Annotated in this window: 21 protein-coding genes and 1 other RNA gene; 15 read left to right on the top strand and 7 right to left on the bottom strand. The window is 63.3% G+C overall.

Features of this window, described 5'->3' with window-relative positions; all coding sequences use genetic code 11:
* Window positions 1-97 precede the first annotated feature (97 nt).
* Window positions 98-1,699 carry a cisplatin damage response ATP-dependent DNA ligase gene (locus NKJ20_RS06585; protein WP_352743154.1) on the bottom strand — a complete coding sequence of 534 codons (1,602 nt, stop codon included), beginning with the start codon at window positions 1,697-1,699 and terminating at the stop codon, window positions 98-100.
* 238 nt (window positions 1,700-1,937) lie between these two features.
* Complete coding sequence (locus NKJ20_RS06590) at window positions 1,938-2,948, bottom strand: ligase-associated DNA damage response exonuclease (RefSeq protein WP_352680520.1); 1,011 nt, start codon at window positions 2,946-2,948, stop codon at window positions 1,938-1,940.
* Between the two features lie 108 nt (window positions 2,949-3,056).
* On the opposite strand from NKJ20_RS06590, the gene NKJ20_RS06595 reads away from it, so the two are divergent.
* Together NKJ20_RS06595 and NKJ20_RS06600 are read left to right on the top strand one after the other, a co-directional pair.
* Entirely contained in the window at window positions 3,057-4,001 is a 945-nt protein-coding gene (locus tag NKJ20_RS06595) for a class I SAM-dependent methyltransferase (RefSeq protein WP_352743155.1), read from the top strand.
* Window positions 4,002-4,056: 55 nt separating this feature from the next.
* On the top strand, window positions 4,057-4,413 hold the full coding sequence (locus NKJ20_RS06600; protein WP_352743157.1) for a hypothetical protein: 357 nt from the start codon (window positions 4,057-4,059) through the stop codon (window positions 4,411-4,413).
* Window positions 4,414-4,420: 7 nt separating this feature from the next.
* Here the strand turns inward: NKJ20_RS06600 and NKJ20_RS06605 are convergent, their stop codons facing one another.
* Window positions 4,421-5,284, bottom strand: coding sequence for a prephenate dehydratase (locus NKJ20_RS06605; RefSeq protein WP_023676855.1), 864 nt, complete (start codon window positions 5,282-5,284; stop codon window positions 4,421-4,423).
* A 32-nt stretch (window positions 5,285-5,316) separates the two neighbouring features.
* Window positions 5,317-6,045, bottom strand: a complete 729-nt coding sequence (locus tag NKJ20_RS06610) for a 3-deoxy-manno-octulosonate cytidylyltransferase (protein ID WP_352743159.1) — start codon at window positions 6,043-6,045, stop codon at window positions 5,317-5,319.
* Window positions 6,046-6,239: 194 nt separating this feature from the next.
* Between NKJ20_RS06610 and NKJ20_RS06615 the strand changes: the two genes are divergently transcribed.
* The 7 genes from NKJ20_RS06615 to NKJ20_RS06645 all read left to right on the top strand — a co-directional run bounded on the left by NKJ20_RS06615 (window position 6,240) and on the right by NKJ20_RS06645 (window position 15,747).
* On the top strand, window positions 6,240-6,893 hold the full coding sequence (locus tag NKJ20_RS06615) for a c-type cytochrome (RefSeq protein WP_352680515.1): 654 nt from the start codon (window positions 6,240-6,242) through the stop codon (window positions 6,891-6,893).
* A gap of 173 nt (window positions 6,894-7,066) precedes the next feature.
* A complete protein-coding gene (locus NKJ20_RS06620) occupies window positions 7,067-8,950 on the top strand; it encodes an extracellular solute-binding protein (RefSeq protein ID WP_352743161.1) in 1,884 nt (627 codons plus the stop codon).
* Window positions 8,950-10,818 carry an extracellular solute-binding protein gene (locus tag NKJ20_RS06625; protein ID WP_352743163.1) on the top strand — a complete coding sequence of 623 codons (1,869 nt, stop codon included), beginning with the start codon at window positions 8,950-8,952 and terminating at the stop codon, window positions 10,816-10,818. The genes NKJ20_RS06620 and NKJ20_RS06625 overlap by 1 nt, the downstream gene beginning before the upstream one ends.
* Before the next feature lie 30 nt (window positions 10,819-10,848).
* Window positions 10,849-11,943 carry a microcin C ABC transporter permease YejB gene (locus NKJ20_RS06630; protein ID WP_352470038.1) on the top strand — a complete coding sequence of 365 codons (1,095 nt, stop codon included), beginning with the start codon at window positions 10,849-10,851 and terminating at the stop codon, window positions 11,941-11,943.
* A complete protein-coding gene (locus NKJ20_RS06635) occupies window positions 11,943-13,082 on the top strand; it encodes an ABC transporter permease (protein ID WP_352743165.1) in 1,140 nt (379 codons plus the stop codon). The genes NKJ20_RS06630 and NKJ20_RS06635 overlap by 1 nt, the downstream gene beginning before the upstream one ends.
* Window positions 13,079-14,710, top strand: a complete 1,632-nt coding sequence (locus NKJ20_RS06640) for an ABC transporter ATP-binding protein (RefSeq protein WP_352743166.1) — start codon at window positions 13,079-13,081, stop codon at window positions 14,708-14,710. Before NKJ20_RS06635 ends, NKJ20_RS06640 begins: the two co-directional genes overlap by 4 nt.
* Before the next feature lie 95 nt (window positions 14,711-14,805).
* Complete coding sequence (locus tag NKJ20_RS06645) at window positions 14,806-15,747, top strand: 2-hydroxyacid dehydrogenase (protein WP_352448574.1); 942 nt, start codon at window positions 14,806-14,808, stop codon at window positions 15,745-15,747.
* A gap of 25 nt (window positions 15,748-15,772) precedes the next feature.
* Here NKJ20_RS06645 and NKJ20_RS06650 read toward each other — a convergent pair whose 3' ends face one another.
* Genes NKJ20_RS06650 through NKJ20_RS06660 form a run of 3 tightly spaced genes read right to left on the bottom strand, consistent with a single transcriptional unit; the run spans window position 15,773 to window position 17,500 of the window.
* Window positions 15,773-16,075 (bottom strand): Dabb family protein, encoded by a 303-nt coding sequence (locus tag NKJ20_RS06650; RefSeq protein WP_023676866.1) that lies wholly within the window; start codon window positions 16,073-16,075, stop codon window positions 15,773-15,775.
* 25 nt (window positions 16,076-16,100) lie between these two features.
* Window positions 16,101-17,042, bottom strand: a complete 942-nt coding sequence (gene nudC, locus NKJ20_RS06655; RefSeq protein ID WP_352743168.1) for an NAD(+) diphosphatase — start codon at window positions 17,040-17,042, stop codon at window positions 16,101-16,103.
* 38 nt (window positions 17,043-17,080) lie between these two features.
* Window positions 17,081-17,500 (bottom strand): HIT family protein, encoded by a 420-nt coding sequence (locus NKJ20_RS06660; RefSeq protein WP_023676868.1) that lies wholly within the window; start codon window positions 17,498-17,500, stop codon window positions 17,081-17,083.
* Window positions 17,501-17,859: 359 nt separating this feature from the next.
* On the opposite strand from NKJ20_RS06660, the gene ffs reads away from it, so the two are divergent.
* The 6 genes from ffs (at window position 17,860) to NKJ20_RS06690 (ending at window position 23,877) form a co-directional block, all read left to right on the top strand.
* An RNA gene (gene ffs, locus NKJ20_RS06665) (signal recognition particle sRNA small type) lies at window positions 17,860-17,956 on the top strand.
* 104 nt (window positions 17,957-18,060) lie between these two features.
* A complete protein-coding gene (locus NKJ20_RS06670) occupies window positions 18,061-19,881 on the top strand; it encodes a DNA polymerase III subunit gamma/tau (protein WP_352743170.1) in 1,821 nt (606 codons plus the stop codon).
* 32 nt (window positions 19,882-19,913) lie between these two features.
* A complete protein-coding gene (locus NKJ20_RS06675) occupies window positions 19,914-20,237 on the top strand; it encodes a YbaB/EbfC family nucleoid-associated protein (RefSeq protein ID WP_023676870.1) in 324 nt (107 codons plus the stop codon).
* A gap of 289 nt (window positions 20,238-20,526) precedes the next feature.
* A complete protein-coding gene (locus tag NKJ20_RS06680) occupies window positions 20,527-21,465 on the top strand; it encodes a cell wall hydrolase (RefSeq protein ID WP_352743172.1) in 939 nt (312 codons plus the stop codon).
* A gap of 335 nt (window positions 21,466-21,800) precedes the next feature.
* Window positions 21,801-22,406, top strand: coding sequence for a recombination mediator RecR (recR, locus tag NKJ20_RS06685; protein WP_352743174.1), 606 nt, complete (start codon window positions 21,801-21,803; stop codon window positions 22,404-22,406).
* A gap of 193 nt (window positions 22,407-22,599) precedes the next feature.
* Window positions 22,600-23,877, top strand: coding sequence for a lytic murein transglycosylase (locus NKJ20_RS06690; RefSeq protein WP_352743176.1), 1,278 nt, complete (start codon window positions 22,600-22,602; stop codon window positions 23,875-23,877).
* The last annotated feature ends 9 nt before the right edge of the window (window positions 23,878-23,886 follow it).

Genomic DNA, 23,886 nt, shown 5'->3' on the forward strand with positions numbered 1-23,886 from the left:
GTCGCGTTCGGACCGGCCTCATGCGACGCGCTTTAGGTTCTTATTTTGATGCATGTCGTTACCGCAAAACCGCTGCACACTTTTTGCGCGACATGCATTAACTATCGAGCAGCGCCTGCAGCGTCTCGATGCGGTCGGCTTCTGCCACCGGCTTGTCCCAGCGCAGCCGCGAAATGCGCGGAAAGCGCATGGCAACGCCGGATTTGTGCCGCGTCGAGCGGTTGAGCCCTTCGAAGGCTACCTCAAGCACCAGCCCGTTCCTGCGGTCGGCACGCACCGAGCGCACCGGGCCAAAGCGCTCGATCGTATTGTCGCGGACATATTTGTCGATCTGCCTCAGTTCTTCGTCGGTGAAGCCGAAATAGGCTTTTCCCACCGGCACCAGCTCTTCCGATCCTTCCGGCCCGGACCAGACGCCGAATGTGTAGTCGGAATAGAAGCTCGAGCGCTTGCCATGGCCGCGCTGGGCATACATCAGCACCGCGTCGACCGTGTGCGGATCGCGCTTCCATTTGAACCACGGGCCCTTCGGCCGCCCGGCCACATAGGGCGAATCCCAGCGCTTCAGCATGACGCCTTCGATGACCGGATGCAGCGGCTTGCGGCGCAATTCCTCGAGTGCCTGCCAGTTGGTGAATTCGACCAGCGGCGACAGATCGAAGCGGCTCGGATCGAGTGTCCTGACGAAGGCCTCGAGCCGGCCGCGCCGTTCGCGGAAGGGAAGTCCGCGCACATCCTCGTCACCAATCTGCAGCGCATCGTAGCAGCGCATGAAGGCGGGGTATTGCTGCTGGATCTTGGGTGACACGCTCTTGCGGTTCAGCCGCTGCTGCAGGTCCGAGAACGTGCCCGTCGCCTGCCTGGGGTCACCGACCAGAAGCTCGCCGTCGAGGGCGCCTGAAAAATCCATCGCCTCCGCAAGATCCGGAAAGGCGCCGGAGACATCGTCACCGGTGCGCGAATAGAGCCGGCGAATGCCGCCTTCGCAAACCGCCTGGACGCGGATACCGTCCCATTTCCATTCGGCCGCGTAGTCGGCCGGGTCGAGCTTTTCGAGGTCGCCGTCGCCGACGGCGTTCGACAGCATCACCGGCCTGAACAGCGCCAGCGCCGTCTTCCTGGGTTTTTCGGCCTTGCCTTCCAGCCAGGCGAACAGCCCGGTATAAGGCGGCGTCAGCCCGTGCCAGAGTTCCTCGATCTCGGCGATTTCGACCTTGCCGAAATCGGCCAGCGCCTGCTTGGCAAGCCGCGCCGAGACGCCGATGCGCAGGCCGCCGGTGACCAGCTTTATGATGGCAAAGCGCGCCGAAGTGCTGGCGCTGTCGAGCAGCCGGGCCAGCACCTGCGGCCCGTCGGAACGGCTCGCCGCCTGCAGCTTCGCCACCACCTCGGCCAGCGTCGGCGCGTGGCTCGCAATGTCGACCGGCGCTCGCGGCCAGACCAGCGACACGGTCTCGGCCAGGTCGCCGACATAGTCGTAGGAATAGCCGAACAGCACCGGATCCATGCGCTCGACGACCAGCGTCCGCAGCATCGCCGGCTTGATCGCGGCGATGGACAGATCGCCGGTGATGGCAGCCAGCGCCAGCCCGCGGTCCGGATCCTCGACGCTGCGGAAATAATCGGTCAAAAGCGTCAGCTTGCCGTTGCGCGACGGCGTCAGCACCAGCCGGTCGAGAAGCTCGGCGAAGCGGTTCATGAGCGGCGCGCCAATGGGAAAGGCTTGCGTTCTGTCGCGCCCCCCTCTGTCCTGCCGGACATCTCCCCCTCAAGGGGGGAGATTTGCTGTCGCGACTGCTTTCGCCAATTTCCAACGTTGCAGGATGAGCGGCAAAACCAAAGCTGCCGATCTCCCCCGTTGAGGGGGAGATGGCCGGCAGGCCAGAGGGGGGCGCCGTAGAGCGCCGTACCGGCGATTGCTGGATCCAAAAACACCATCAATCGCCCTCGTCCTCATAGCCGACGAGATGCAGCGGCCGGGCGGCAATGCCTTCGAGCTCGCACCAGCGCACCAGCGCCTCCTCGCGGCCATGCGTTACCCAGATTTCTTCGGCGCCGGTCTCCTTGATCGTTGCCGTCAACTCGTCCCAGTCGGAGTGATCGGAAATGATCAGCGGCAGTTCGACGCCGCCCTGCTTGGCGCGCTGGCGGATGCGCATCCAGCCTGAGGCGAAGCACGACATCGGATCGGGAAAACGCCGCGCCCAGCGATCGGCGAAGGCGGATGGCGGGCCGACGACGATGGCGCCGGCAAAGTCGCTTTTTTGGCCGGTCTCGACGGTCGCCGGTTCCAATGTGCCGAGATCGATATTCTGGCTCTGGTAATACTCGCTGAGCTTGGCCAGCGCGCCGTGGATGTAGATCGGCTTTTCGTAGCCGGCATCGCGCAGCAGCCGCATGACGCGCTGCGCCTTGCCCAGCGCATAGGCGCCGACCAGATGCGTGCGCTCGGGAAACTGCTCGGTCGATTTCAGCAGCCGGGCGATCTCCTCGGTATCGGGCGGATGCCGAAACACCGGCAGACCGAACGTCGCCTCGGTGATGAAGACGTCGCATTTGAGCGGCTCGAACGGCTCGCAGGTCGCGTCCTTCTGGCGTTTATAGTCGCCGGACGCGACGATGCATGTGCCCTGATGCGCGACCTTGATCTGCGCCGAGCCCAGCACATGGCCGGCCGGGTGAAAGCTGACGGCCACACCGCCAAGCGCAATCGTCTCGCCGAGCACGGCGGCTTGCGTCGTTCCGGCAAAACCTTCGCCGTAACGCAGCCCCATAATATCGAGCGTCTGCTGCGTCGCCATTACCGAGCGGTGGCCGGAGCGGGCATGGTCGGAATGGCCATGCGTGATCAGCGCCCGGTTGACCGGCCGCACCGGGTCGATGAAGAAATCGCCGGGCGGGCAATACAGCCCTTCCGGCCGGGGATGAAGCAGGTCGCTGGCGCGCATGGCCCCAAGATAGGCGCTAATTCCGGCGCGGGAAGCCTGTTGTAAGTCACTGCTGACTCCAGCATAGAGCGCAAGCCGGCTGCAAACACCCGGCGGAACTCGACCACGATGAAACCGCTCCAGACCTCGTCCGGCGATTTGACCGCCGACCGCCGCGCCGACTATGCCGAAATGCTCTATGCATCCGGCGATCATGCGGCAGCCGCGGAATTGCTGCTCGGCGCGCTCGAACTGGCGCCGCAATGGCCAGCCGGATGGTTCCGCCTCGGCGAGATGCAGGAAGCGGCGGGCGCGCCCGATCGTGCCGCGCAGGCCTGGACGACGGCGCTGCGGCTCGACCCGGCGGACAGGCTCGGCGCGGTGCTCAAGCTGCAATTGATCGGCAGGGCAGCGGCGGCCCAGGCGCCGCCCAGCGCCTTTGTCGAGACGCTTTACGACCACTATGCCGGGAGCTTCGAGGGTGAGCTGGTCGACAGGCTCGGCTACCGTCTGCCCGAATGCCTCGACCGCGCCATCCAGGCAGCACGGCCGGGCCGGTTTTCGCTGGCGCTCGATCTCGGCTGCGGCACCGGCCTCATGGGCCAGAAGCTGCGGCCGATCGCCGATCGGCTGGAGGGTTACGACATCTCGGCCGGCATGCTGAGGCAGGCGCACGCCAAAGGCGTCTACGATCTGCTCGTCAAGACGGACCTGCAGGATTTTTGCTATTCTGGCCCGAAAGCCGATCTGGTGACGGCGGCCGATGTGTTCATCTATGTCGGCGCACTCGACAAGGTGGTGAACAAGATTGCCGGAATGCTTGCCGGCGGCGGTCTGTTTGCGTTCTCCGTCGAGACGCTCCCGGGCGGAGAATCGTCTGACAGCGCCGGCTTCGCCCTGCAGCCGTCGCGCCGCTACGCGCATTCGCAAGGCTATGTAGAGCGGGTTCTGGATGCCGACGGCTTTTCGATCCTGTCGCTGCAGGCAACGATCATCCGGCAGGATCGCCGCGAACCGGTCGAAGGGCTGGCCGTAGTGGCAAGCTTGCTTTCCGGCAGCGTAAAATCTGGCTAAGACTTCTGCCGCTGCGCATGAGAAGCCGCAGCTGCGAAAGACAAGGAGCACGTTCATGCGCTGGAACATGACGGTCTTGGCATCTTGCCTGGCGATGGCCGGCTGCGTCGGCAATTCGATGTCCGAACGGCAGGACGAAAACGTCCAGTCCTCGCTGCTATATGACAAGGTGCCTTGCGATCAATTGCTGGCGCAACGAAACGGCCTGGCGCAGCAATATCATCTGCCGGTGGACACCAAGCCGTCCTTCTCCAACCCGGCGACGGGCTTTGGCCCGTTCACGCCGGATATGCGCTCGAAAGCCAAGCGCGACGCCGACCAGGCAAGCGGCAAGATCGACGCCATGAACCGGTCGATTGCCCGCCGCGAATGCGGCAAGCCGGCCAAGCAGAACAAGCTCGGCCTGACCTGACCGGAACCTAATCCGCCACCTTCCACTGCTCGCGCGAGGCGCTGGCGGGATAGACGCCGAGAATGCGCATTTCACGCGAGAAAAAGCGCAACTCGTCGAGTGCCAGCTTCACCAACGGATCGTCGGGATGGCCCTCTATGTCGGCGTAGAACAGCGTCGCTGTAAACGCGCCGAGCTGGTAGCTTTCCAGCTTGGTCATGTTGATGCCGTTGGTGGCAAACCCGCCCATCGCCTTGTAGAGCGCCGCCGGCACGTTGCGGACGCGGAAGATGAAGGTCGTCATCATCCTGGCGTCGGCCGAGGGACGTTCGGCCCATTGCTTGTTCTTGGTCAGCACGACGAAGCGGGTGACGTTGCTGTCGGTGTCCTCGACATTCTCTTCGATGATGTCGAGCCCGTAGAGCGTCGAGGCCAGCGCCGGCGCCAGCGCGGCCATGGTGCGGTCCTTCATCGCGGCGACCATCTTGGCGGCGCCCGCGGTGTCGCCGGCCACCGTCGCCTTCCAGCCGTTCTTGCGTATGTATTTGCGGCATTGGCCGAGCGCGTGGATGTGGCTGTGCACGGTCCGGATCTCGTCGCGCCTGACGCCGCGCAGCACCATCAGTTGGAAGTGGATCGGCAGAAAGTATTCGCCGATGATGTGCAGCTTCGATTCCGGCAAGAGGTGATGGATGTCGGCGACGCGGCCGGCAATGGTGTTCTCGATCGGGATCATCGCCAGATCGGCCTTGCCGGTTTCGACCGCGTTGAAGGCGTCCTCGAAGGTCGGGCACGGCAACGGCTCCATCGACGGGAACATGTTGCGGCAGGCGGTGTCGGAATTGGCGCCCGGCTCGCCCTGGAAGGATATTTTGTTGGTCTTTTCAGGCATGCGCAGTGTCTCGGGATTGGGGGAGGAATTTCTTAGTTGGAAAGGAGCGCCCTGGCGCGTTCGAGATCGTCCGGCGTATCGACGCCAAGCGGCACCGACTGCACGATCTCCGCATCGATGCGCATGCCGGCCTCCAGCGCCCGCAATTGCTCCAGCCGCTCGCGGCGCTCCAGCGGCGACGGCCTCAGCGCAACGAAGCGTTCTAGTGCGGCGCGGCGATAGGCATAGAGGCCGATATGATGGTAGAGCGGGCCTTCGCCCCAGGGGGCGGTGGCGCGGGTGAAATAGAGCGCCCTGAGCCGTGTCGCCGAGAGTGGCGAGCCGACCAGCTTGACGACATTCGGATTGGTCTTTTCCTCGTCGCGGACGATCTCGACGCAGAGCGTGGCGATATCGACCGCTGCGTTCTCGAAAGGCTTCAGCGCGGCGCCGATAACAAGGGGGTCGATGGTCGGCAGATCGCCCTGCACATTGACGAGGGTCTCGACGCTGTTGCCGGGGTCGAGAATGGTCAGCGCTTCGAAGATGCGGTCGGAACCGGTTTCGTGGTTCGCCCGCGTCATCACCGCCTCGAAACCATGCGCGCGCACCGCCTCCGCAACGCCTTGCGTATCGGTGGCGACGACCACCCGGCCGAGCCCGGCCTCGGCAGCACGGCGGGCGACGTGGACGATCATCGGAGTGCCGGCAATGTCGGCCAGCGGCTTGCCCGGCAGGCGTGTCGAGGCCATGCGGGCCGGGATCAGGATGAGCGTGGACATGAGGCGGGCAAAGGGCTCGAAAAAGAGGAGGACAAAAGTGGCAAAAGGTCTCACTGGCAGCGCCCTTATAGGTGTTGCAACGCCGGAGCAAAAGACCTAGTTTCCGCGCGATTTGGCCGGTTCCACCGGGTGGATCACGATACCGACGGACGGAGTGGACGGATCGGTCCGCCGGAAAAGGGAGCCTGGGGCGTATGGATTCCAACGAAGTCAACAAGTTGCTCGCCGGTCTCCTCGGAACCGTGTTCATCGTCTTTTCCGTTGGCATCGTGTCCGACGCGCTGTTTGCCTCGCCGGCGCCGGAAAAGCCCGGCTTCGCCATCGAGGCGACCGAGCCCGCCGAAGGCGGCCCGGCCGCTCCCGCCGCGGCCGTGAAGCCGATTGCCGAGCTGCTGACCACTGCCAACGCCGAAGCGGGCGCCGCCATCTTCAAGAAATGCCAGGCTTGCCACTCCGGCGAAAAGGGTGGCCCCAACAAGGTCGGCCCCGATCTCTGGGATATCATCGACCGTCCGGTCGCCGAGCATGAGGGCTTTGCCTATTCGGCCGGCATGAAGGAGTTCTCCAAGGGCGGCAGCGAGAAGTGGACCTACGACAATCTCAACCACTTCATCACCTCGCCGAAGAAGTTCGTGAAGGGCACCGCGATGGGCTTCGCCGGCCTGCCGAAGGATGAGGACCGCGCCAACGTCATCGCCTATCTGCGCACGCTGTCGGACAATCCGAAGCCGCTGCCGGCGCCCGGCGCCTCGGCCGAAAATGAGCCCGCCAAGCCGGCCGAAGGTGCGGCCCCTGCCAAGCCGGCAGAAGGCGCGGCGCCAGCCGCTCCGGCCGCACCCGCAAAATAACAAAACCGTAATGACATAATCCTTGAAAAAGCCGGGTTCAGCCCGGCTTTTTCGTTAGGAAAAATGCATAAGCGACGACAAAGCCGCTCGGTTGCGGTTTTCAGCGCCGCCAAATGATCTAGATTGGGCCCAGACGCTATGGTGACGGCGCTATATCGCGAAGAGGAGAACGCATGACGGTTGGCCGAGCGCGGACGCTTCTGAAATCGGTGCTGATGCTGGCTGCCTTTGCCGGCGGCCTGCAGGCGGCCTTTGCGGACGAATGGCGCACGACCTCGTCGCTGATCGGCGAATCCAAATACGGCGACAATTTCCAGCATTACGATTACGTCAATCCGGATGCACCGAAGGGCGGCACAGTGAACTCAGTGGTGCTCGGCACGTTCGACAGCTTCAATCCTTACATCGTGCAGGGTTCGCCGGCCGCCGGCTTCGCGCAGTTCGGCGGCGGCCTGCTCTACGACACGCTGATGGAGCAGGCGACGGACGAGGGCAGCACCAGCCATACGCTGATCGCCGACGGCTACAAATATCCGGCCGACTATTCCTCGGCGACCTACCGGCTCGATCCACGGGCCAAATGGCATGACGGGCAGCCGATCACCACCGAAGACGTGATCTGGTCGTTCCAGGTGCTGAAGGCCAACAGCCCGATGTACAGCCGCTATTTCGAAAACGTCACCGACGCCGTCGCGGTGTCCGACCGCGCGGTCGAATTCCACTTCAGCCAGAAGGGCAACCGGGAGCTACCGAAGATCATCGGCGATCTCGTTGTGCTGCCCAAGCACTGGTGGGAAGGCACCGACGCCAACGGCAAGAAGCGCGACGTCACAAAGCCGACGCAGGAGCCGCCGCTCGGCTCCGCCGCCTACAAGATCGCCAGCTTCAAGCCTGGCTCCGAAATCATCTGGCAGCGCGTGCCCGATTACTGGGCGGCCAAGCTGCCCGTAAAAATCGGCCGCGAGAATTTCGACAGGCAGCGTTTCACCTATTTTCTCGACGACAATGCCGCCTGGCAGGCCTTCACCAAGGGCGGACTGGACGACATCAAGCCGGAGAACAGTTCGAGGCGCTGGAACACGGCCTATAATTTCCCGGCAGTTCAGGCCGGCGACGTCATCAAGAAGGAATTCAAGACCGCGTCGCCCGAACCGATGCAGGCCTTCATGCTCAACACCAGGCGCCCGCTGTTCCAGGATAGCCTGGTGCGCGCCGCGCTGATGTATCCGTTCGATTTCGAGACGATGAACCGGACCCTGTTTTTCGGCTCCAACACCCGCACCAGCAGCTATTTCCAGGGCACTGAACTGGCGTCGAGTGGCCTGCCGCAGGGCAAGGAACTCGAAATCCTCGAGCAGTACCGCGACAAGCTGCCGCCTGAAGTCTTTACCCAGGAATTCAAGCTGCCGGTCTACGACAACCCGCAGGCTGAGCGCAAATACCTGAAGACCGCGGTCGATCTGTTCGCCAAGGCAGGCTGGATCATCAAGGGCGGCAAGATGGTCAACGCCAAGACCGGCGAACCGTTCAAATTCGAGATCCTCGGTTGGAACGACACCGACCAGGTCATCGCCAGCCCGTATATCGCCAATCTGCGCAAAATCGGCGTCGACGCAACGCTGCGCCTGATCGACCAAACCCAGTATATCAACCGAGTCACCCACTTCGACTTTGACGTGGTCACTTCGATACTCGGGCAGTCGGACTCTCCCGGCAATGAACAGCGCGATTTCTGGAGTTCCAAGGCCGCCGATTCGCCGGGATCGCGCAATTACGCCGGCATCAAGAATCCGGTCGTCGATGCGCTGGTCGACCGCATCATCTTTGCCACCGACCGCGATGATCTGGTTGCCGCCACACATGCGCTCGACCGGGTGCTGCTGTGGAACTACTATGTCGTGCCGCAATATTACCGCGCCGTGGTTTGGCTGGCCTACTGGAACAAGTTCGGTATGCCGGAGAAACAGCCCGCCTATAGCGGCGTCGACCAGAATTCCTGGTGGATCGACCCGGACAAGGAAAAGGCGCTGGCGGCCAAATACAAGAGCGGCAATTGATGGCAGCGCTGCCTCGTCGCGACTTCCTGGCCCTTGGCGGTGCTGCCGCCGCTGCGGCACTGCTGCCAGGCCGAGCTTTCGCCGCCATTCCGACCGGCGTGAAACTGCACGGGTTGTCGGCTTTTGGCGATCTCAAATACGGGCCGGATTTCACGCATTTCGACTATGTCAATCCAGACGCTCCCAAGGGCGGCCGGATGAATTTCGGCCCGCCGAACTCCACCCTCAATCAGAGCTTTCTGACTTTCAACACGTTGAATTCGCTGGTGTTGAAGGGGGATTCGCCGCCGCGCACCGAGCTCTGCTTCGATTCCCTGATGGCAAGGGCAGTCGATGAGCCGGATGCGGTCTACGGCCTGCTTGCCGAATCCGTTACCTTGTCGCAGGACCGCAACGGCTTCCGCTTCAGCCTGCGGCCACAAGCGCGCTTTCATGACGGCTCGCCGCTGACGGCTGAGGACGTTGTCTTCGCATTGAACCTCTACAAAGACCGAGGACACCCGAACCTTTCCCAAGCGCTGCGGCATATGACGGATGCGGCCGCAATCGATCCGCTTACAGTCAGCCTTACCTTCAACGGCCAGCAGTCCGCGCAGAATATCCTCGCCATCGTCGTAATGCCGATCGTGTCCAAAGTTTTCTACACGGCCAATGATTTCGACGCCTCGACGATGACCCCACCGCTCAGTTCCGGACCGTACAGAGTGGGGCGGGTGGTGGCCGGGCAGACCATCGAATATGAACGCGTCGCCGACTATTGGGGCCGCGATCTGGCCGTGAACCGCGGCAGCTACAATTTCGACCGTATCCGTATCGATTTCTACCTTGATCGCCAGGCAGCCTTTGAAGGGTTCAAGAAAGGGGATACGCATTTTCGCGAGGAGTTCACCGCGCGGGTATGGGCGACCGGCTACGACTTTCCAGCGCTGAAGGATGGCAGGGTCGTCAAACGCGAATTTCCCGGCGAGAAAACGCCATCCATGCAGGCTGTCGCACTCAATCAGCGCCGTCCGCAGTTCCGCGACATTCGCGTGAGACAGGCAATCGCCTATTGCTTCGACTTCGAATGGACCAGGCGGGTTCTGTTTTTCGACTCCTACGAGCGTTCGCAATCGAACTTCGAGCGGTCGGATTACAAGGCCAAGGGCCTACCCTCACCCCAGGAATTGAAACTGCTGGAGCCGTTTCGAGCCGAGTTGCCGCCGGAGACCTTCGGCGATCCGGTGATGCAACCCGTCTCTGACGGTTCGGGCCACGACCGCAAGCTGCTGCGCGAGGCTTCGAGACTGCTTGCGGAAGCCGGCTGGAAGCGAACGGGCAATTTCCTCGTCAATGAAAAGGGCGACCGGCTGCGGGTGGAAATGCTGGCCGAGGACGATGGCCTCGTTCGCATCTTCCTTCCGTGGTCCGAGAATATGAAGGCGATCGGCATCGACGCTTCGGTCCGCCAAGTCGATTCGGCGCAGTTTGAAGCGCGGCAGAGCAATTTCGACTTCGACTTCAACATGCTCGCATGGTCGATCGGAGCGACGCCAACCGCCGATGGTTTGGAGATCCTCTATGCTTCCCGGATGGCGAAAACGCCGGGGATGCGCAACTATCCGGGCACGGAAAGCAAAGCCATCGACGCGCTGATCGAGGCAGCCGGCAAGGCGCAGAGCCGGATCGAACTCGTCACAGCGCTCAACGCGCTCGATCGGGTCTTGCGCGCGCGGCTAGACTGGATTCCAACATATCATCTGGCGAATCACCGGGCAGCCTTCTGGGACATGTTCGGCTTTCCCGCTCAAAAGCCGGATTACGACTTTCCGGTCGAGACGCTGTGGTGGTTCGACAAAGACAAGGCGGCAAAAATTGGCAAAGCCTGAGATTTTCGCACAAGCGAGGCAGAGAGCCTGATGGGCGCCTATATACTGCGCCGCATCCTTTTGATGATCCCGACCCTGTTCGGCATCATGGCGGTGTCGTTCGCCGTCATCCAGTTCGCGCCGGGCGGGCCGGTCGAGCAGGTCATCGCCAGGCTGACCAACCAGGGCGGCAGCGATCGCCTCGGCGGCGGCGGCGGCGATGCCGGCGGCGCCAATGTCGACGTCGCCGGCGACGTCGGCTCGAAATACCGCGGCGCGCAAGGGCTCGATCCGGAATTCATCAAGAAGCTGGAGAAGCAGTTCGGCTTCGACAAGCCGCCGCTCGAGCGCTTCGGCATGATGCTGTGGAACTATCTCCGCTTCGATTTCGGCGACAGCTACTTCCGCGACATCTCAGTGCTCGACCTGATCCTGGAAAAGATGCCGGTGTCGATCTCGATCGGGCTGTGGATCACGCTTTTATCCTACCTGATCTCGATCCCGCTCGGCATCCGCAAGGCGGTCAAGGACGGCTCCACTTTCGACGTCTGGACCAGCGGCGTCGTCATCGTCGGCTACGCCATTCCCGGGTTCCTGTTCGGCATATTGCTGATGGTGCTGTTTGCCGGCGGCTCGTTCTGGGACTGGTTTCCGCTGCGCGGCATCACCTCCGACAATTGGGACCAGCTGTCGTGGCCGGCGCGGATCGTCGACTATTTCTGGCATATGACCTTGCCGCTGACCGCGCTGGTGCTGTCGGCCTTCGCCACGACGACGCTGCTCACCAAGAATTCCTTCCTCGAGGAAATCCGCAAGCAATATGTCGTCACCGCCCGCGCCAAGGGCCTGTCGGAGCGGCAGGTGCTCTATGGCCACGTCTTCCGCAACGCCATGCTGATCGTCATCGCCGGTTTTCCCGGTGCTTTCATCTCGGCCTTCTTCACCGGCTCGCTGCTGATCGAGAACATATTTTCGCTCGACGGCCTCGGCCTGCTCGGCTTCAACTCGGTGGTGCAGCGCGACTATCCGGTGGTGTTCGCCAATCTCTACATCTTCTCGCTGCTTGGCCTGTTCGTCGGGCTGCTGTCCGACCTGATCTACACCTGGGTCGATCCGCGCATCGATTTCGAGCGGAGAGACGTCTGATGGCGCGGACCATGGCCGAAACGGCGCCGGCTCGGATCGCGCGGCCCTTTCTGTCGCCGCTCAACCAGCGGCGCCTGCAGAACTTCAAGTCCAACCGGCGCGGCTACTGGTCGTTGTGGATATTCCTGTTCCTGTTCGTGCTGTCGCTGGTTTCGGAATTGGTCGCCAACGACAAGCCGATCATCGCCTCCTACAAGGGCGAGATCCTGTTTCCGGTCCTGGTCGCTTATCCCGAGGAGAAGTTCGGCGGCTTCTATGCGGTCACCGACTACCGCGACCCGGTGATCCAGGACGAGATCAACGCCAATGGCTGGATGGTCTGGCCGCCGGTGCGCTACTCCTACCAGACCGTCAACAACGCTATTCCCGAAGCAGCACCGACCAAGCCGTCCTGGCTCTACGACAAGAAGACGCGCTGCAACCAGTATCCGAAAGGCGAGGCAGACCCCAATTGCAACGTCGGCAACTGGAACTGGCTGGGCACCGACGACCAGGCCCGCGACGTGCTGGCGCGCGTCATCTACGGCTTCAGGATATCGGTGCTGTTCGGCCTGATCCTGACCGCCGGCTCGGCGCTGATCGGCGTGGCGGCCGGCGCTCTGCAGGGCTATTTCGGCGGCTGGACCGACCTCCTGTTCCAGCGTTTCATCGAGATCTGGTCGGCGATCCCGGTGCTGTATCTGCTCTTGATCGTCGCCGCCATCCTGCCGCCCGGCTTCTTCATCCTGCTCGGATTGATGCTGCTGTTCTCCTGGGTGGCACTGGTCGGCGTGGTGCGGGCCGAGTTCCTGCGCGCCCGCAATTTCGAATATGTCAACGCGGCGCGCGCGCTCGGCGTATCCAATGTCACCATTATGTTCCGGCATCTGCTGCCCAACGCCATGGTGGCGACGCTGACCTTCCTGCCCTTCCTGCTCAGCGGCTCGATTTCGACGCTGACCTCGCTCGACTATCTCGGCTTCGGCCTGCCGCCCGGCGCCGCCTCGCTGGGTGAGTTGCTGAAGCAGGCACAGCGCAATCTCAACGCGCCCTGGCTCGGCATTTCCGGCTTCGTCGTCATCTCGCTGATGCTGTCGCTGCTGGTCTTCGTCGGCGAGGCCACCCGCGACGCCTTCGATCCGCGCAAGACGTTCAGATGAGCGACACCCCGCTGCTCTCGGTCCAGGATCTCAGCGTCGCCTTCACGCAAGGCGGCGACCAGTCGATCGCCGTCGACCATATTTCCTTCGACCTCGCCAGGGGCGAGACGGTGGCGCTGGTCGGCGAATCCGGCTCCGGCAAGTCGGTCACCGCGCTGTCGGTTCTGAAGCTGCTGCCCTATCCGACCGCCAGCCACCCGTCGGGAAAGATCCTGTTCCTCGGCGCCGACCTGCTTGCCGCCGACGAGAGAGACCTGCGCCGCGTGCGCGGCAACAAGATCACCATGATCTTCCAGGAGCCGATGACCTCGCTCAACCCGCTGCACACGATAGAGCAGCAGATCGTCGAGGTATTGAAGCTGCATCAGGGCCTGGGCGATCGCAAAGCCAAGGCGCGCACGCTGGAACTTCTGCACGAGGTCGGCATCCGCGAACCGGAAAAACGGCTCGACGCCTATCCGCACCAGCTTTCCGGCGGCCAGCGCCAGCGCGTCATGATCGCCATGGCGCTGGCCAACGAGCCTGAACTTTTGATCGCCGACGAGCCGACGACGGCGCTCGACGTCACCGTCCAGGCGCAGATCCTCGAGCTGCTCGCCGGCCTGAAAAGCCGCAAGAACATGTCGATGCTGTTCATCACCCACGATCTCGGCATCGTCAGGAAGATCGCCGACCGGGTCTGCGTGATGACCAAGGGCAAGATCGTCGAGACCGGCCCGACCAAGGAGATATTCGCCAATCCGCAGCACGCCTACACGCGGCATCTGCTTGCCGCCGAGCCGAAAGGCAAGCCGCCGGCGGCCAACCAGGCCGCCAAGCCGGTGATGGTCGGCAAGGACGTCAAGGTCTGGTTTCCGATCAAGAAGGGCTTCTTCCGGCGCACCGTCGACAATGTGAAGGCGGTCGACGGCATTGACGTCACCGTGCGGGCCGGCCAGACGCTTGGCGTCGTCGGCGAATCCGGCTCAGGCAAGACGACGCTCGGCCTGGCGCTGGCCAGGATGATCTCGTCGACCGGAAACATCCAGTTCGACGGACGCGGCATCGATCAGCTGTCCTTCAACGAAATGCGGCCGTTGCGGCGCGAGTTGCAGATCGTCTTCCAGGATCCGTTCGGTTCGCTCAGTCCGCGCATGTCGGTCGCCGAGATCATCGAGGAAGGGTTGAAGATCCATGAGCCGAAGCTGTCTCCTGATGCGCGCGACGAGCGTATCGTCGACGTGCTCGGGGAAGTCGGCCTCGATCCGGCGACGCGCAACCGCTATCCGCACGAATTCTCCGGCGGCCAGCGCCAGCGCGTCGCCATCGCGCGCGCAATGGTGCTCAACCCGCGTTTCGTCATGCTGGACGAGCCGACCTCGGCGCTCGACATGAGCGTGCAGGCGCAGGTCGTCGACCTCTTGCGCAGCCTGCAGGCCAAGCACGACCTCGCCTACCTCTTCATCAGCCACGATCTGAGGGTCATCCGCGCGCTCGCCAACGAAGTCATCGTCATGCGCAACGGCAGGATCGTCGAGGCCGGTCCTTCCGAACAGATTTTCGGCAACCCGCGGACCGACTATACAAAGGCGTTGATCTCGGCCGCCTTCAAGATCGAAACGGCGCCGGTCGGCATCGTCAGCGAGTAGATTTTCGCCAGAGATCATGCACAAAATCAAAACGCTGCCGCGCCTTGCGCGTCGGAACGCGAACGCTGTTGGTAAAAAGGGAAAAACAATCCACAATGGAAAAAGGCCGCATCCTGCTTGCCCTCACCGGTATTCATCCGCTGCGCTGGCGCGAACTGCTGTCGGCGGAGCGCGAGGTGGTGCTCGAGCCGAATGGCGCCGGCGATCCCTCGATTACCTATGCTGTGGTGTGGAAACAGCGGCCGAACCTGTTGTCGTCGCTGCCCAATCTGCGCGCCATCTTCTCGATCGGCGCCGGCGTCGACCACATCTTCGCCGATCCCACCTTGCCCGACGTACCGGTCGTTAAGGTGGTGGCCGACAACCTGACCCAGTACATGACCGAATACGTCGTCTGGCGGGTGCTCGACCACCATCGCCAAGGCATGCTCTACCGCGCCCAGCAGCAGAAGAAGATCTGGCATGAACCGCAGCAGCGGCCGGCCAGCGACATCTCGGTCGGCATTATGGGGCTCGGCACGCTTGGCCGCGCGGCGGCATCGGTGCTGTTGTCGCTCGGCTTTCCCGTCAATGGCTGGTCGCGCAGCGATCGGCCGATGCAAGGTGTCTCGACTTACGCGGGCGAGGCCGGCCTGATCCCGTTCCTCAACGCCACCGATATCCTGGTGGTGCTGCTGCCGCTGACGCCAGAGACGCACGGTATCATCAACCACGGCGTGCTGAAGGAGCTGCGGAAGCGCAACGGCCTCGGCGGCTCAGTGCTGATCAATGCCGGGCGCGGCAGGCTGCAGAAGGACGCCGACATTTTGCGCGCGCTGGACGACGGCACGCTGAAGGAAGCCAGCCTCGACGTGTTCGAGGTCGAGCCGCTGCCGAAGACCAGCCCGCTATGGAGCCACCCCAAAGTGTTCGTGACGCCGCACGCGGCCGCAACCTCCGATCCGGTCCACCTGGCGCCGATCATGCTGCGTCAGATGGATGCTTTCGAGCGCGGCGAAGCGCTGGAAAATGTGGTGGATCGCGACGCCGGGTATTGATTTGTTAGAGCGCCGCTTTCCAGTCTCAGCCCCAGCCGAGCGGCACGTAGTCGATCTCCATAAACGCCTCGACTTCCGGGATCCAGCGGTCGCGGACGAAGGCGACGTGATCGGGATGGTCGTTGTAGCCGGAATAGGCCCGCTGATCGGCGAACTCCATCGAGAAGCCGAAGCGGTAGTCGTTCTTGGGACTGACCTGCCGCAACTGCTCGAAATGCGTGACGCCCTTTATCGCCGTGAGAATCCTCTTGGCGTCGGCGAGGAACCGTTTTTCCTCGAGCGAATGCGGCGGGTGTTTCAGCGTGAACACGACGGTGTGACGGATCATTTTTTGCTCCTGCGATGTCTTCGTGTCACGCGCTGTCAGCCCAGGCGCGGATGAGGTTATAGGCGATCGCCCCCTTCGGCGGCGTCACCAGGCCGCCCGGATGCTCGCGGGCCAGCATCGAGAGCACCTCGTCGCGAAAGAACCAGCGGCAATCTTCCAGCTCGTTGAGGTCGGGCTGGATATCGTCGTTGAGCGGTTCGCCGAAGCAGCCGATCATCAGCGAATAGGGAAACGGCCAGGGCTGGCTGGCGTGGTAGACGACGCGGCCGAGCCTGATGCCGGCTTCCTCCAGCGTTTCGCGGCGCACCGCCGCCTCGATCGTCTCGCCCGGCTCGATGAAACCGGCGAGCGCCGAATACATGCCGGGCCCGAAATGCCGGCCGCGGCCGAGCAGGCATTTTTCGCGTGTTGCCGTCAGCATGATCGCCACCGGGTCGGTGCGCGGAAAGTGCTCCGTACCGCAGGCCGGGCAATGCCGCTTGTAACCGCCCGCCCGCATCTCGGCTTCGGTGCCGCATTTGCTGCAGAAGCGATGGCTGGCATGCCAGGCGAGCAGCGCCGCCCCTTGCGCCAGCGCGCCGGCCGCTGCTTCGTCGATCAGCCCCTGCATATAGACCGTGCGATAGTCGATCGCCTTGATCGTCTCGGGAAGCTGCTCGGGCTCGACCCCGGCCGGCACCGCCAGCACCGGGCCGCTTTCGGAAAAACCGAGCAGGACGCCGTTTTCGAGCGATGCTTCGAGCGGCCGGCATTCGGCCACGCCGAACCAGGGATCGAATGCGCCTTGCGCAAGCTTCAGATAGAGCCGACCGCCACGCATCAGCAAAAGCCGCGCCGAGGGATCGGCGAGTGCCTTTTCGACGGAATCGTCGGCGCGGTTTTCGGACTGCCGGTCGATAATGTTGCCGGCGAAGCCGACGAACTGGCTCGGCTCGCGCAAGGGCGCGTCAAACAGGCGAAAGCTCATGCAGACTCGGGAAGGTTCAAGATGGACACGGGAGAGGCTTATAGCGCTGCCTTGATCTTTTCCGCAAACTTGCGAAGGTCGGAGCGCTGATAGGGCTCGCGCAGGCCGTGCCCCCACACCGGGCCGGGCCAGCCGGGATCGCCTTCCGAGCGCGCAATGACGTGTACATGCAGCTGGCGCACGATGTTGCCGAGTGCGCCGGTGTTGATCTTGGTGCAGCCGGTCACCCGCTTCAGCGCCAGCGCCACCATGTTGGTCTCGAAGGTCAGCATCGCCTGGTCGAGCGGCGTCATGTCGTGGATTTCCTCGATGCCCGGCCGCTGCGGCACCAGCAGCAGCCATGGCCAGCGGCGGTCGTTCATGACGCGCAATTCGCACAGGCCGAGCCACATCAGCTGTTCGCTGTCGGCTTCCAACTGGGCGTCAAGCGTGAATCCGGCCTTGAGGCCCGGCAGCATCGGCGTTTCCCTCACTTTTTGACGTTTTTTGAACTCCATCGACGCTAGAGCGGCTTCCGAAGGGCCGCAAGGGGCAGCAACCAACATTGGCCGTCGCGGCGCTGATTGTGCGCGAAGAAGTGAGGGCCCGGGCAAATTGCATCAGGTTGGCGCTGCCCCGCCGAGGTCGACGATTTTGATCGCGGCCACATTTTGTTCTTGCTTTGTGCCGGCAGCTATGCTACTAATCTCGCTATGGTGATTATTCGCACCAACGACCCGCCCGCCGAGGCGGGTTTTTGGTTTCAGCTTTCGCCGTCGCTCAAGGCCCCTATCATCCGCACTTGCATTTCATCGCCGGATTGCCGATATGGGGGCTGGGAGGTTGGTGGTGGACGGTCCACTCGCCAACCGGGTCAGGTCCGGAAGGAAGCAGCCCTAACGAGCCCGGAACGGGTCATTGTTCCAGCCTCCCGCCTCTTCGCCTTTTGCCCTGACATTGACGGCGCCAAGCCGTGCGGGCGAAACTATGCGCAGGAATCGGCCGCCTCCAGTGGCAGCCCTTGGAGCTTAACGGGCGAATGAGCGAAGCCGGAAACGAGGCCGGGAAATTGGACAAGCCTGCCGCCTACCGCGTGCTGGCGCGCAAATACCGACCGTCGAATTTCTCCGAACTGATCGGCCAGGAGCCGATGGTCCGCACGTTGACCAATGCCTTTGCCACCGGCCGCATCGCCCAGGCCTGGATGCTGACCGGCGTGCGTGGCGTCGGCAAGACGACGACCGCGCGCATACTCGCGCGGGCCCTGAACTACAAAACATCGACCGTCGACCAGCCGTCCGTCGACCTTGCCGTGCTCGGCGAGCATTGCCAGGCGATCATGGAAGGCCGGCATGTTGACGTCATCGAGATGGACGCCGCCTCGCATACCGGCATCGACGACATCAGGGACATCATCGAGCGTGTGCGCTACGCCCCGGTGTCGGCGCGCTACAAGGTCTACATCATCGACGAAGTGCACATGCTTTCCAACCAGGCCTTCAACGGCCTGCTGAAGACGCTGGAAGAGCCGCCGCCGCACGTCAAGTTCATCTTCGCCACCACCGAAATCCGCAAGGTGCCGATCACCGTCCTGTCGCGCTGCCAGCGTTTCGACCTCAGGCGCATCGATGCGGCAATGATCAAGGCCGACCTTGCCAGGATAGCCGGTCTGGAGGGCATCGAAGTCGAAGACGATGCGCTGGCGATGATCGCGCGCGCGGCCGAAGGCTCGATGCGCGATGCGCAGTCGATCCTCGACCAGGCGATCGCCCATGGCGGCGGCGCGGTTAGCGCCGAAGCGGTGCGTGCTATGCTCGGCCTTGCCGACCGTGCCCGCATCGTCGACCTGTTCGAACATGTCATGAAGGGCGACGTCGCCGCCGCGCTCGCCGAATTCCGCGCCCAGTATGATACCGGCGCCGATCCGGCCGCGGTGCTGACCGATCTTGCCGAGTTCAACCATCTGGTCACCCGCCTGCGTTTCGTGCCGGCGGCCGTCGACGACGCCTCGCTGTCCGAGGACGAGCGCCGGCGCGGCGCCGATTTCGCCAGCACGCTGTCGGTCAAGGTGCTGTCGCGGACATGGCAGATGCTGCTGAAAGGCATTCCCGAGGTGCAGACTTCCAACCGCCCGGTCAGCGCCGCCGAGATGGTGCTGATCCGGTTGGCCCATGCCGCCGACCTGCCGACGCTGGACGAGGCGCTGAAATCGCTGGAGAACGGCGGTACCCTGCCGGGCACTGCGCCGCGCGTGAATGGCACGCCGGCAAGCCCCGGCCCCGCAAACCATGCGCCTGCAAGCGGTGGTGCCGGCGCCGTGGCGCAGGCGCGGATGCCGACGGCCAATGGCGGCGCCCAGACAATGCGCCTGGTCGAGGCCGAGCCGGTGCCGACCAACTTCGTTGCTCCGCCGGAGCCGGCGGTCGAGGCGCCGCCGGTGCCGGTGAAATCGCTGGCCGACATTGTCGCCCTTGCCGACGCCCAGCGCGACATGGCCTTCAAGGTGCTGGTGAAGCGTTGCGTGCGCCTGGTGCGCTTCGAGCCCGGTCGTATCGACGTCAGCCTGACCGACGATGCGCCGAAGATGTTGCTCAATGATTTGACCGCCAAGCTGCGCGCCTGGACGGGCCGCAACTGGCTGGTGTCGCTGTCGAAGGACGAGGGCGGCCAGACCTTGGCCGAGCTGGAATCGACAAAGCGCGAAAACGCCTTCCTCGATGCCAAGAGCGACCCGACGGTCGCCGCCATCCTGGCGCGCTTTCCCGGCGCCAAGATCATCGACGTGCGCATTCCCGACGCGCCGGAAGCCGACGAGGCCGAAGTGCCGGTCGAGCCGCCGGCCGACGACGACGAAACCTGAAACAACCAGCACCAACTGCAAAGGATCGTGCGATGAAAGACCTTCTCGGCATGATGGGCAAGGCAAAGGAAATGCAGGCCAAGTTCCAGGCCATGCAGGATGAGATCGCCACGCTGGAAGCCACCGGGCAGGCCGGCGGCGGCCTGGTCAGCGTCACGCTGACCGGCAAATTCGAGATGAAGTCGCTGAAGATCGACCCGTCGCTGTTCAAGGAAGACGAGGTCGAGATTCTCGAGGACCTGCTTCTCGCTGCCCACAACGACGCCAGGACCAAGGTCGAGCAGATCATGCAGGAGAAGACCAGGGCGCTGACCGCGGGACTGCCGATCCCGCCGGGAATGAAGCTGCCATTCTAAGGCTAGTGCATGTCGCGCAAAAGTGTGCAGCGGTTTTGCGATAACGACATGCATCAAAACAAGAACCTAAAGCGCGTCGCATGAGGCCGGTCGAACGCGACGCGCTAGTCAATCGGTATGCCGTTACAGTGGCCGAAGAGTGCAGCGGCCCAGTGCTCGCTCTACCGCCAGCTGTGTCTATTAGGCAACTCCCCACACTTAATAACGCTTTAGCCATCTTTTTGCCTGAAAGTGTCTCATTCTTGCCGCAACCAGGGGCGGGCTGGCAGCAGAATTGAGGGGACACCTGTTGATCTCTACCCGATGGAAGACGCCGTTGCGGCTCGGCGTCGTTATCTCGCCGCTGTTTTTGGCCGCTTGCAGTCAGACCGCCTCGCACGGCATGTCCAGCCTGACCGATGCCATTACGCCGAGTTTCCTGAGCTCGCGCTCCTACAATTCCACGCCGAAGGAAAAGGAGTGCCTGGAGCGGGCAATGTTCTTCGAGTCCAACCGCTCGAGCCGTGACGGCATGATTGCGGTCGGCACGGTGGTGATGAACCGGCTGCGGTCCGGCAATCACGGCAACACCATCTGCCAGGTCGTCGGCGAGCGCGGGCAGTTCGCGCCGGGCGTCATGACACGGCCGATGAATTCGAAGGCGATGCCCGACGTCGAGGAAGCCGCCGAGGCGGTGCTCAAGGGCGAGCGCAAAGCCAAGCTGAAGAACACCATGTTCTTCCACACCGCCGGCCTGCGCTTCCCCTACAAGAACATGCACTACACCATGGTCGCCGGCGGCAATGCCTTCTATGAAAAGCGCGGCCGCAACTGGCAGCCGCTGCCGGACGAGCCGGTAGTCGCCGTTGCCCACGCCAAGCCGCAAGCGCCTGCCGCTCAGGCCATACTTGTCGCCTCGGCGGAGCCGGCTCGCGAGGTCAAGCCGACATTCGCCAAAGCGACTTATGTGACCGCCGCGGCATCGCAGCCGGCAAAGCAGACAAGAGTGACTGCCGGGATAGCAACCGCGGCGAGGGCGACACCGGAGAAGCCGATGCTTGTAGCGCTGCAAGAGCCAATGCAGGAGCCGGATGCGGCCCGTTTTGGCGGAACCGTGAGCGAGCGGCCTGTCACCTCCTTCCAGGCCGCGCCGGCAGAGCCGACAATGTCGTTCGAGACGACGCCCGAGAACACTGACGCCATCGGCGCGATGATCGCCGGCCAGACCCGGCCACTGGAAGAAAACTGACGGCCCTAGTGGCTTGCAGTCGCTTCGGACAGACAAATACGTGGAGTCGGCGCCGCCCCTCATCGCCCTGCCGGGCACTTCTCCCCGTATAGTGACGGGGAGAAGGGGGACGGCCGCAATCCTGGCGTACATTCTGCAACGATGATGATTGGCGAAACCGTCGATAAGAGCGTTCCTCTCCCCGTCACTATACGGGGAGAGGTCGCCGGCAGGCGGGTGAGGGGCAGCGCCAACGCCCGGAAAAGGGTGACGGGCGAATTCAAGCCTGAAGCGATTGCCCGGTCGCCCGCCTCAGCAGAGTTCCAAAACGCGTTGAAAAATCCTAAACCGGTGCGATGTCGAAGCGAATCGCCGGTCCCGAGATCGAACGCCTGATCCAGCTGCTGGCCAAGGTGCCGGGGCTTGGTCCGCGTTCGGCACGGCGCGCCGCGCTCCACCTCATCAAGAAGAAGGAACAGCTGCTGGCGCCGCTCGCCGCCGCCATGGGCGAGGCGGTCGACAAGGTGCGCATCTGCTCGACCTGCGGCAATGTCGATACCTCGGATCCATGCATGATCTGCACCGACCCCCGCCGCGACCCCACTATGCTCATCGTCGTCGAGGACGTGGCCGACCTTTGGGCGCTGGAGCGGGCGACAGCCATGAACGTGCGCTACCATGTGCTCGGCGGTACGCTGTCGCCGCTCGACGGCATTGGTCCTGATGAGCTAAACATCCGTTCGCTGGTCGATCGCGTCGCCGGCGGCGAAGTCAAGGAAGTGATCCTCGCCGTCAACGCCACGGTGGAGGGCCAGACCACCGCGCACTACCTCACCGACCAGCTTTCCGGCTTCGACATCAAGGTGACGCGCCTGGCGCACGGTGTTCCGGTCGGCGGCGAACTCGATTATCTCGACGAAGGCACGCTGGCCGCGGCACTGAAGTCGCGGACAGTGTTTTGAGGCGAGTTGCGGGGAGAGTGCTTCCGAGATGATTGCGTTCCTTCGCGCCCCCCTCTGTCCTGCCCTCTTTGCTACCACTTGGCATCTCCCCCACGAGGGGGGAGATTGGCTGTCGCGCTGGCTTTCGCCAACCTCCAGCGCCGGAGAAAAGGCGCCATCGTCAAAGCTGCCAATCTCCCCCCTCGTGGGGGAGATGTCCGGCAGGACAGAGGGGGGCGCGACAGAACGCCGAACTCGCACACTAGCCTGCCTCTCGTTTCTAGCAGCCCTACTTGGGTTGATCCTCGCCACTCCCGCCTCCGCCGCAACAATCGACGACCAGTTCCACGCCTGGCTCAGCAACGACCTCTGGCCCGAAGCCAAGGCCAAAGGCATCGGCAAGAAAACCTTCGATGCCGCCTTCGACGGCGTCAAGCCGAACCTGAAGCTGCCCGACCTGGTGAAGCCGGGCGAGAAGGCAACGACGCCGCAGAAGCAGCATCAGGCCGAATTCGGTTCGCCGGGCGCCTATTTCGCTGAAAAGATAGTCCGAGCGGTGACCGCCGGCGGCCGCACCCGCGAGGCGACCAACGCCAGGACGCTTGCCGCGATCGAGAAACGCTACGGCGTGCCTGGCGAAGTGCTGCTGGCGATCTGGGGCCGCGAGAGCGGCTTCGGCGCGGCGAAGATGCCTTATGACGCCTTCGAGGTGCTGGGCACCAAGGCGTTCATGTCGACCAAGAAGGAATTCTTCCGCACCGAGCTCTTGGCTGCGCTCGAGATCGTCGAGCGCGGGCTTGCCCCGGTCGGCGCGATGAAATCGTCTTGGGCAGGCGCGCTTGGCCAGCCGCAGTTCATGCCGACATCGTTCCTCAAGCATGCCGTCGATTTCGATGGCGACGGCCGCACCGACATCTGGAATTCGACGCCCGATATACTGGCATCGATCGCCAATTATCTCGTCCATTATGGCTGGGTCAGGGGCCGCGGCTGGGGCTTCGAGGTGACTGTGCCGGACAGCGTCTCGTGCTCGCTCGAAGGTCCGGACCAGGGCAAGAAGATATCCCAATGGGCTGATATGGGCATCAGGCGTGTGTCGGATAAACCGTTCCCGGCGAGCGAACTGAAAGCCGAGGGCTTTCTTTTGATGCCGGCCGGGCGTAGCGGCCCGGCCTTCATCGTCACCCCCAATTTCTATGTGCTGAAGCAGTATAACACCAGCGATCTCTATGCCCTGTTCATCGGCCATGGCGCCGATCGCATCGCCCATGGCGACAGCAATTTCTCGGGCAATTGGGGCGCGGTCGGCGGGCTCTACCGCTCCGACATCGCCGCCCTGCAGCGGGCGCTGGAAGCTAAGGGCTACGATGTCGGCAGCGCCGACGGCCTGCCTGGCTTCAAGACGCGCCGCTCGATCGGCAAATGGCAGGCCAGCAACGGCCGTTCCGCTACCTGCTTTCCCGACGCCGACCTGGTTACCGCGCTGAAATAGCCGGATTTT

Source organism: Mesorhizobium sp. M0185, assembly GCF_040322175.1.
GTDB lineage: Bacteria > Pseudomonadota > Alphaproteobacteria > Rhizobiales > Rhizobiaceae > Mesorhizobium.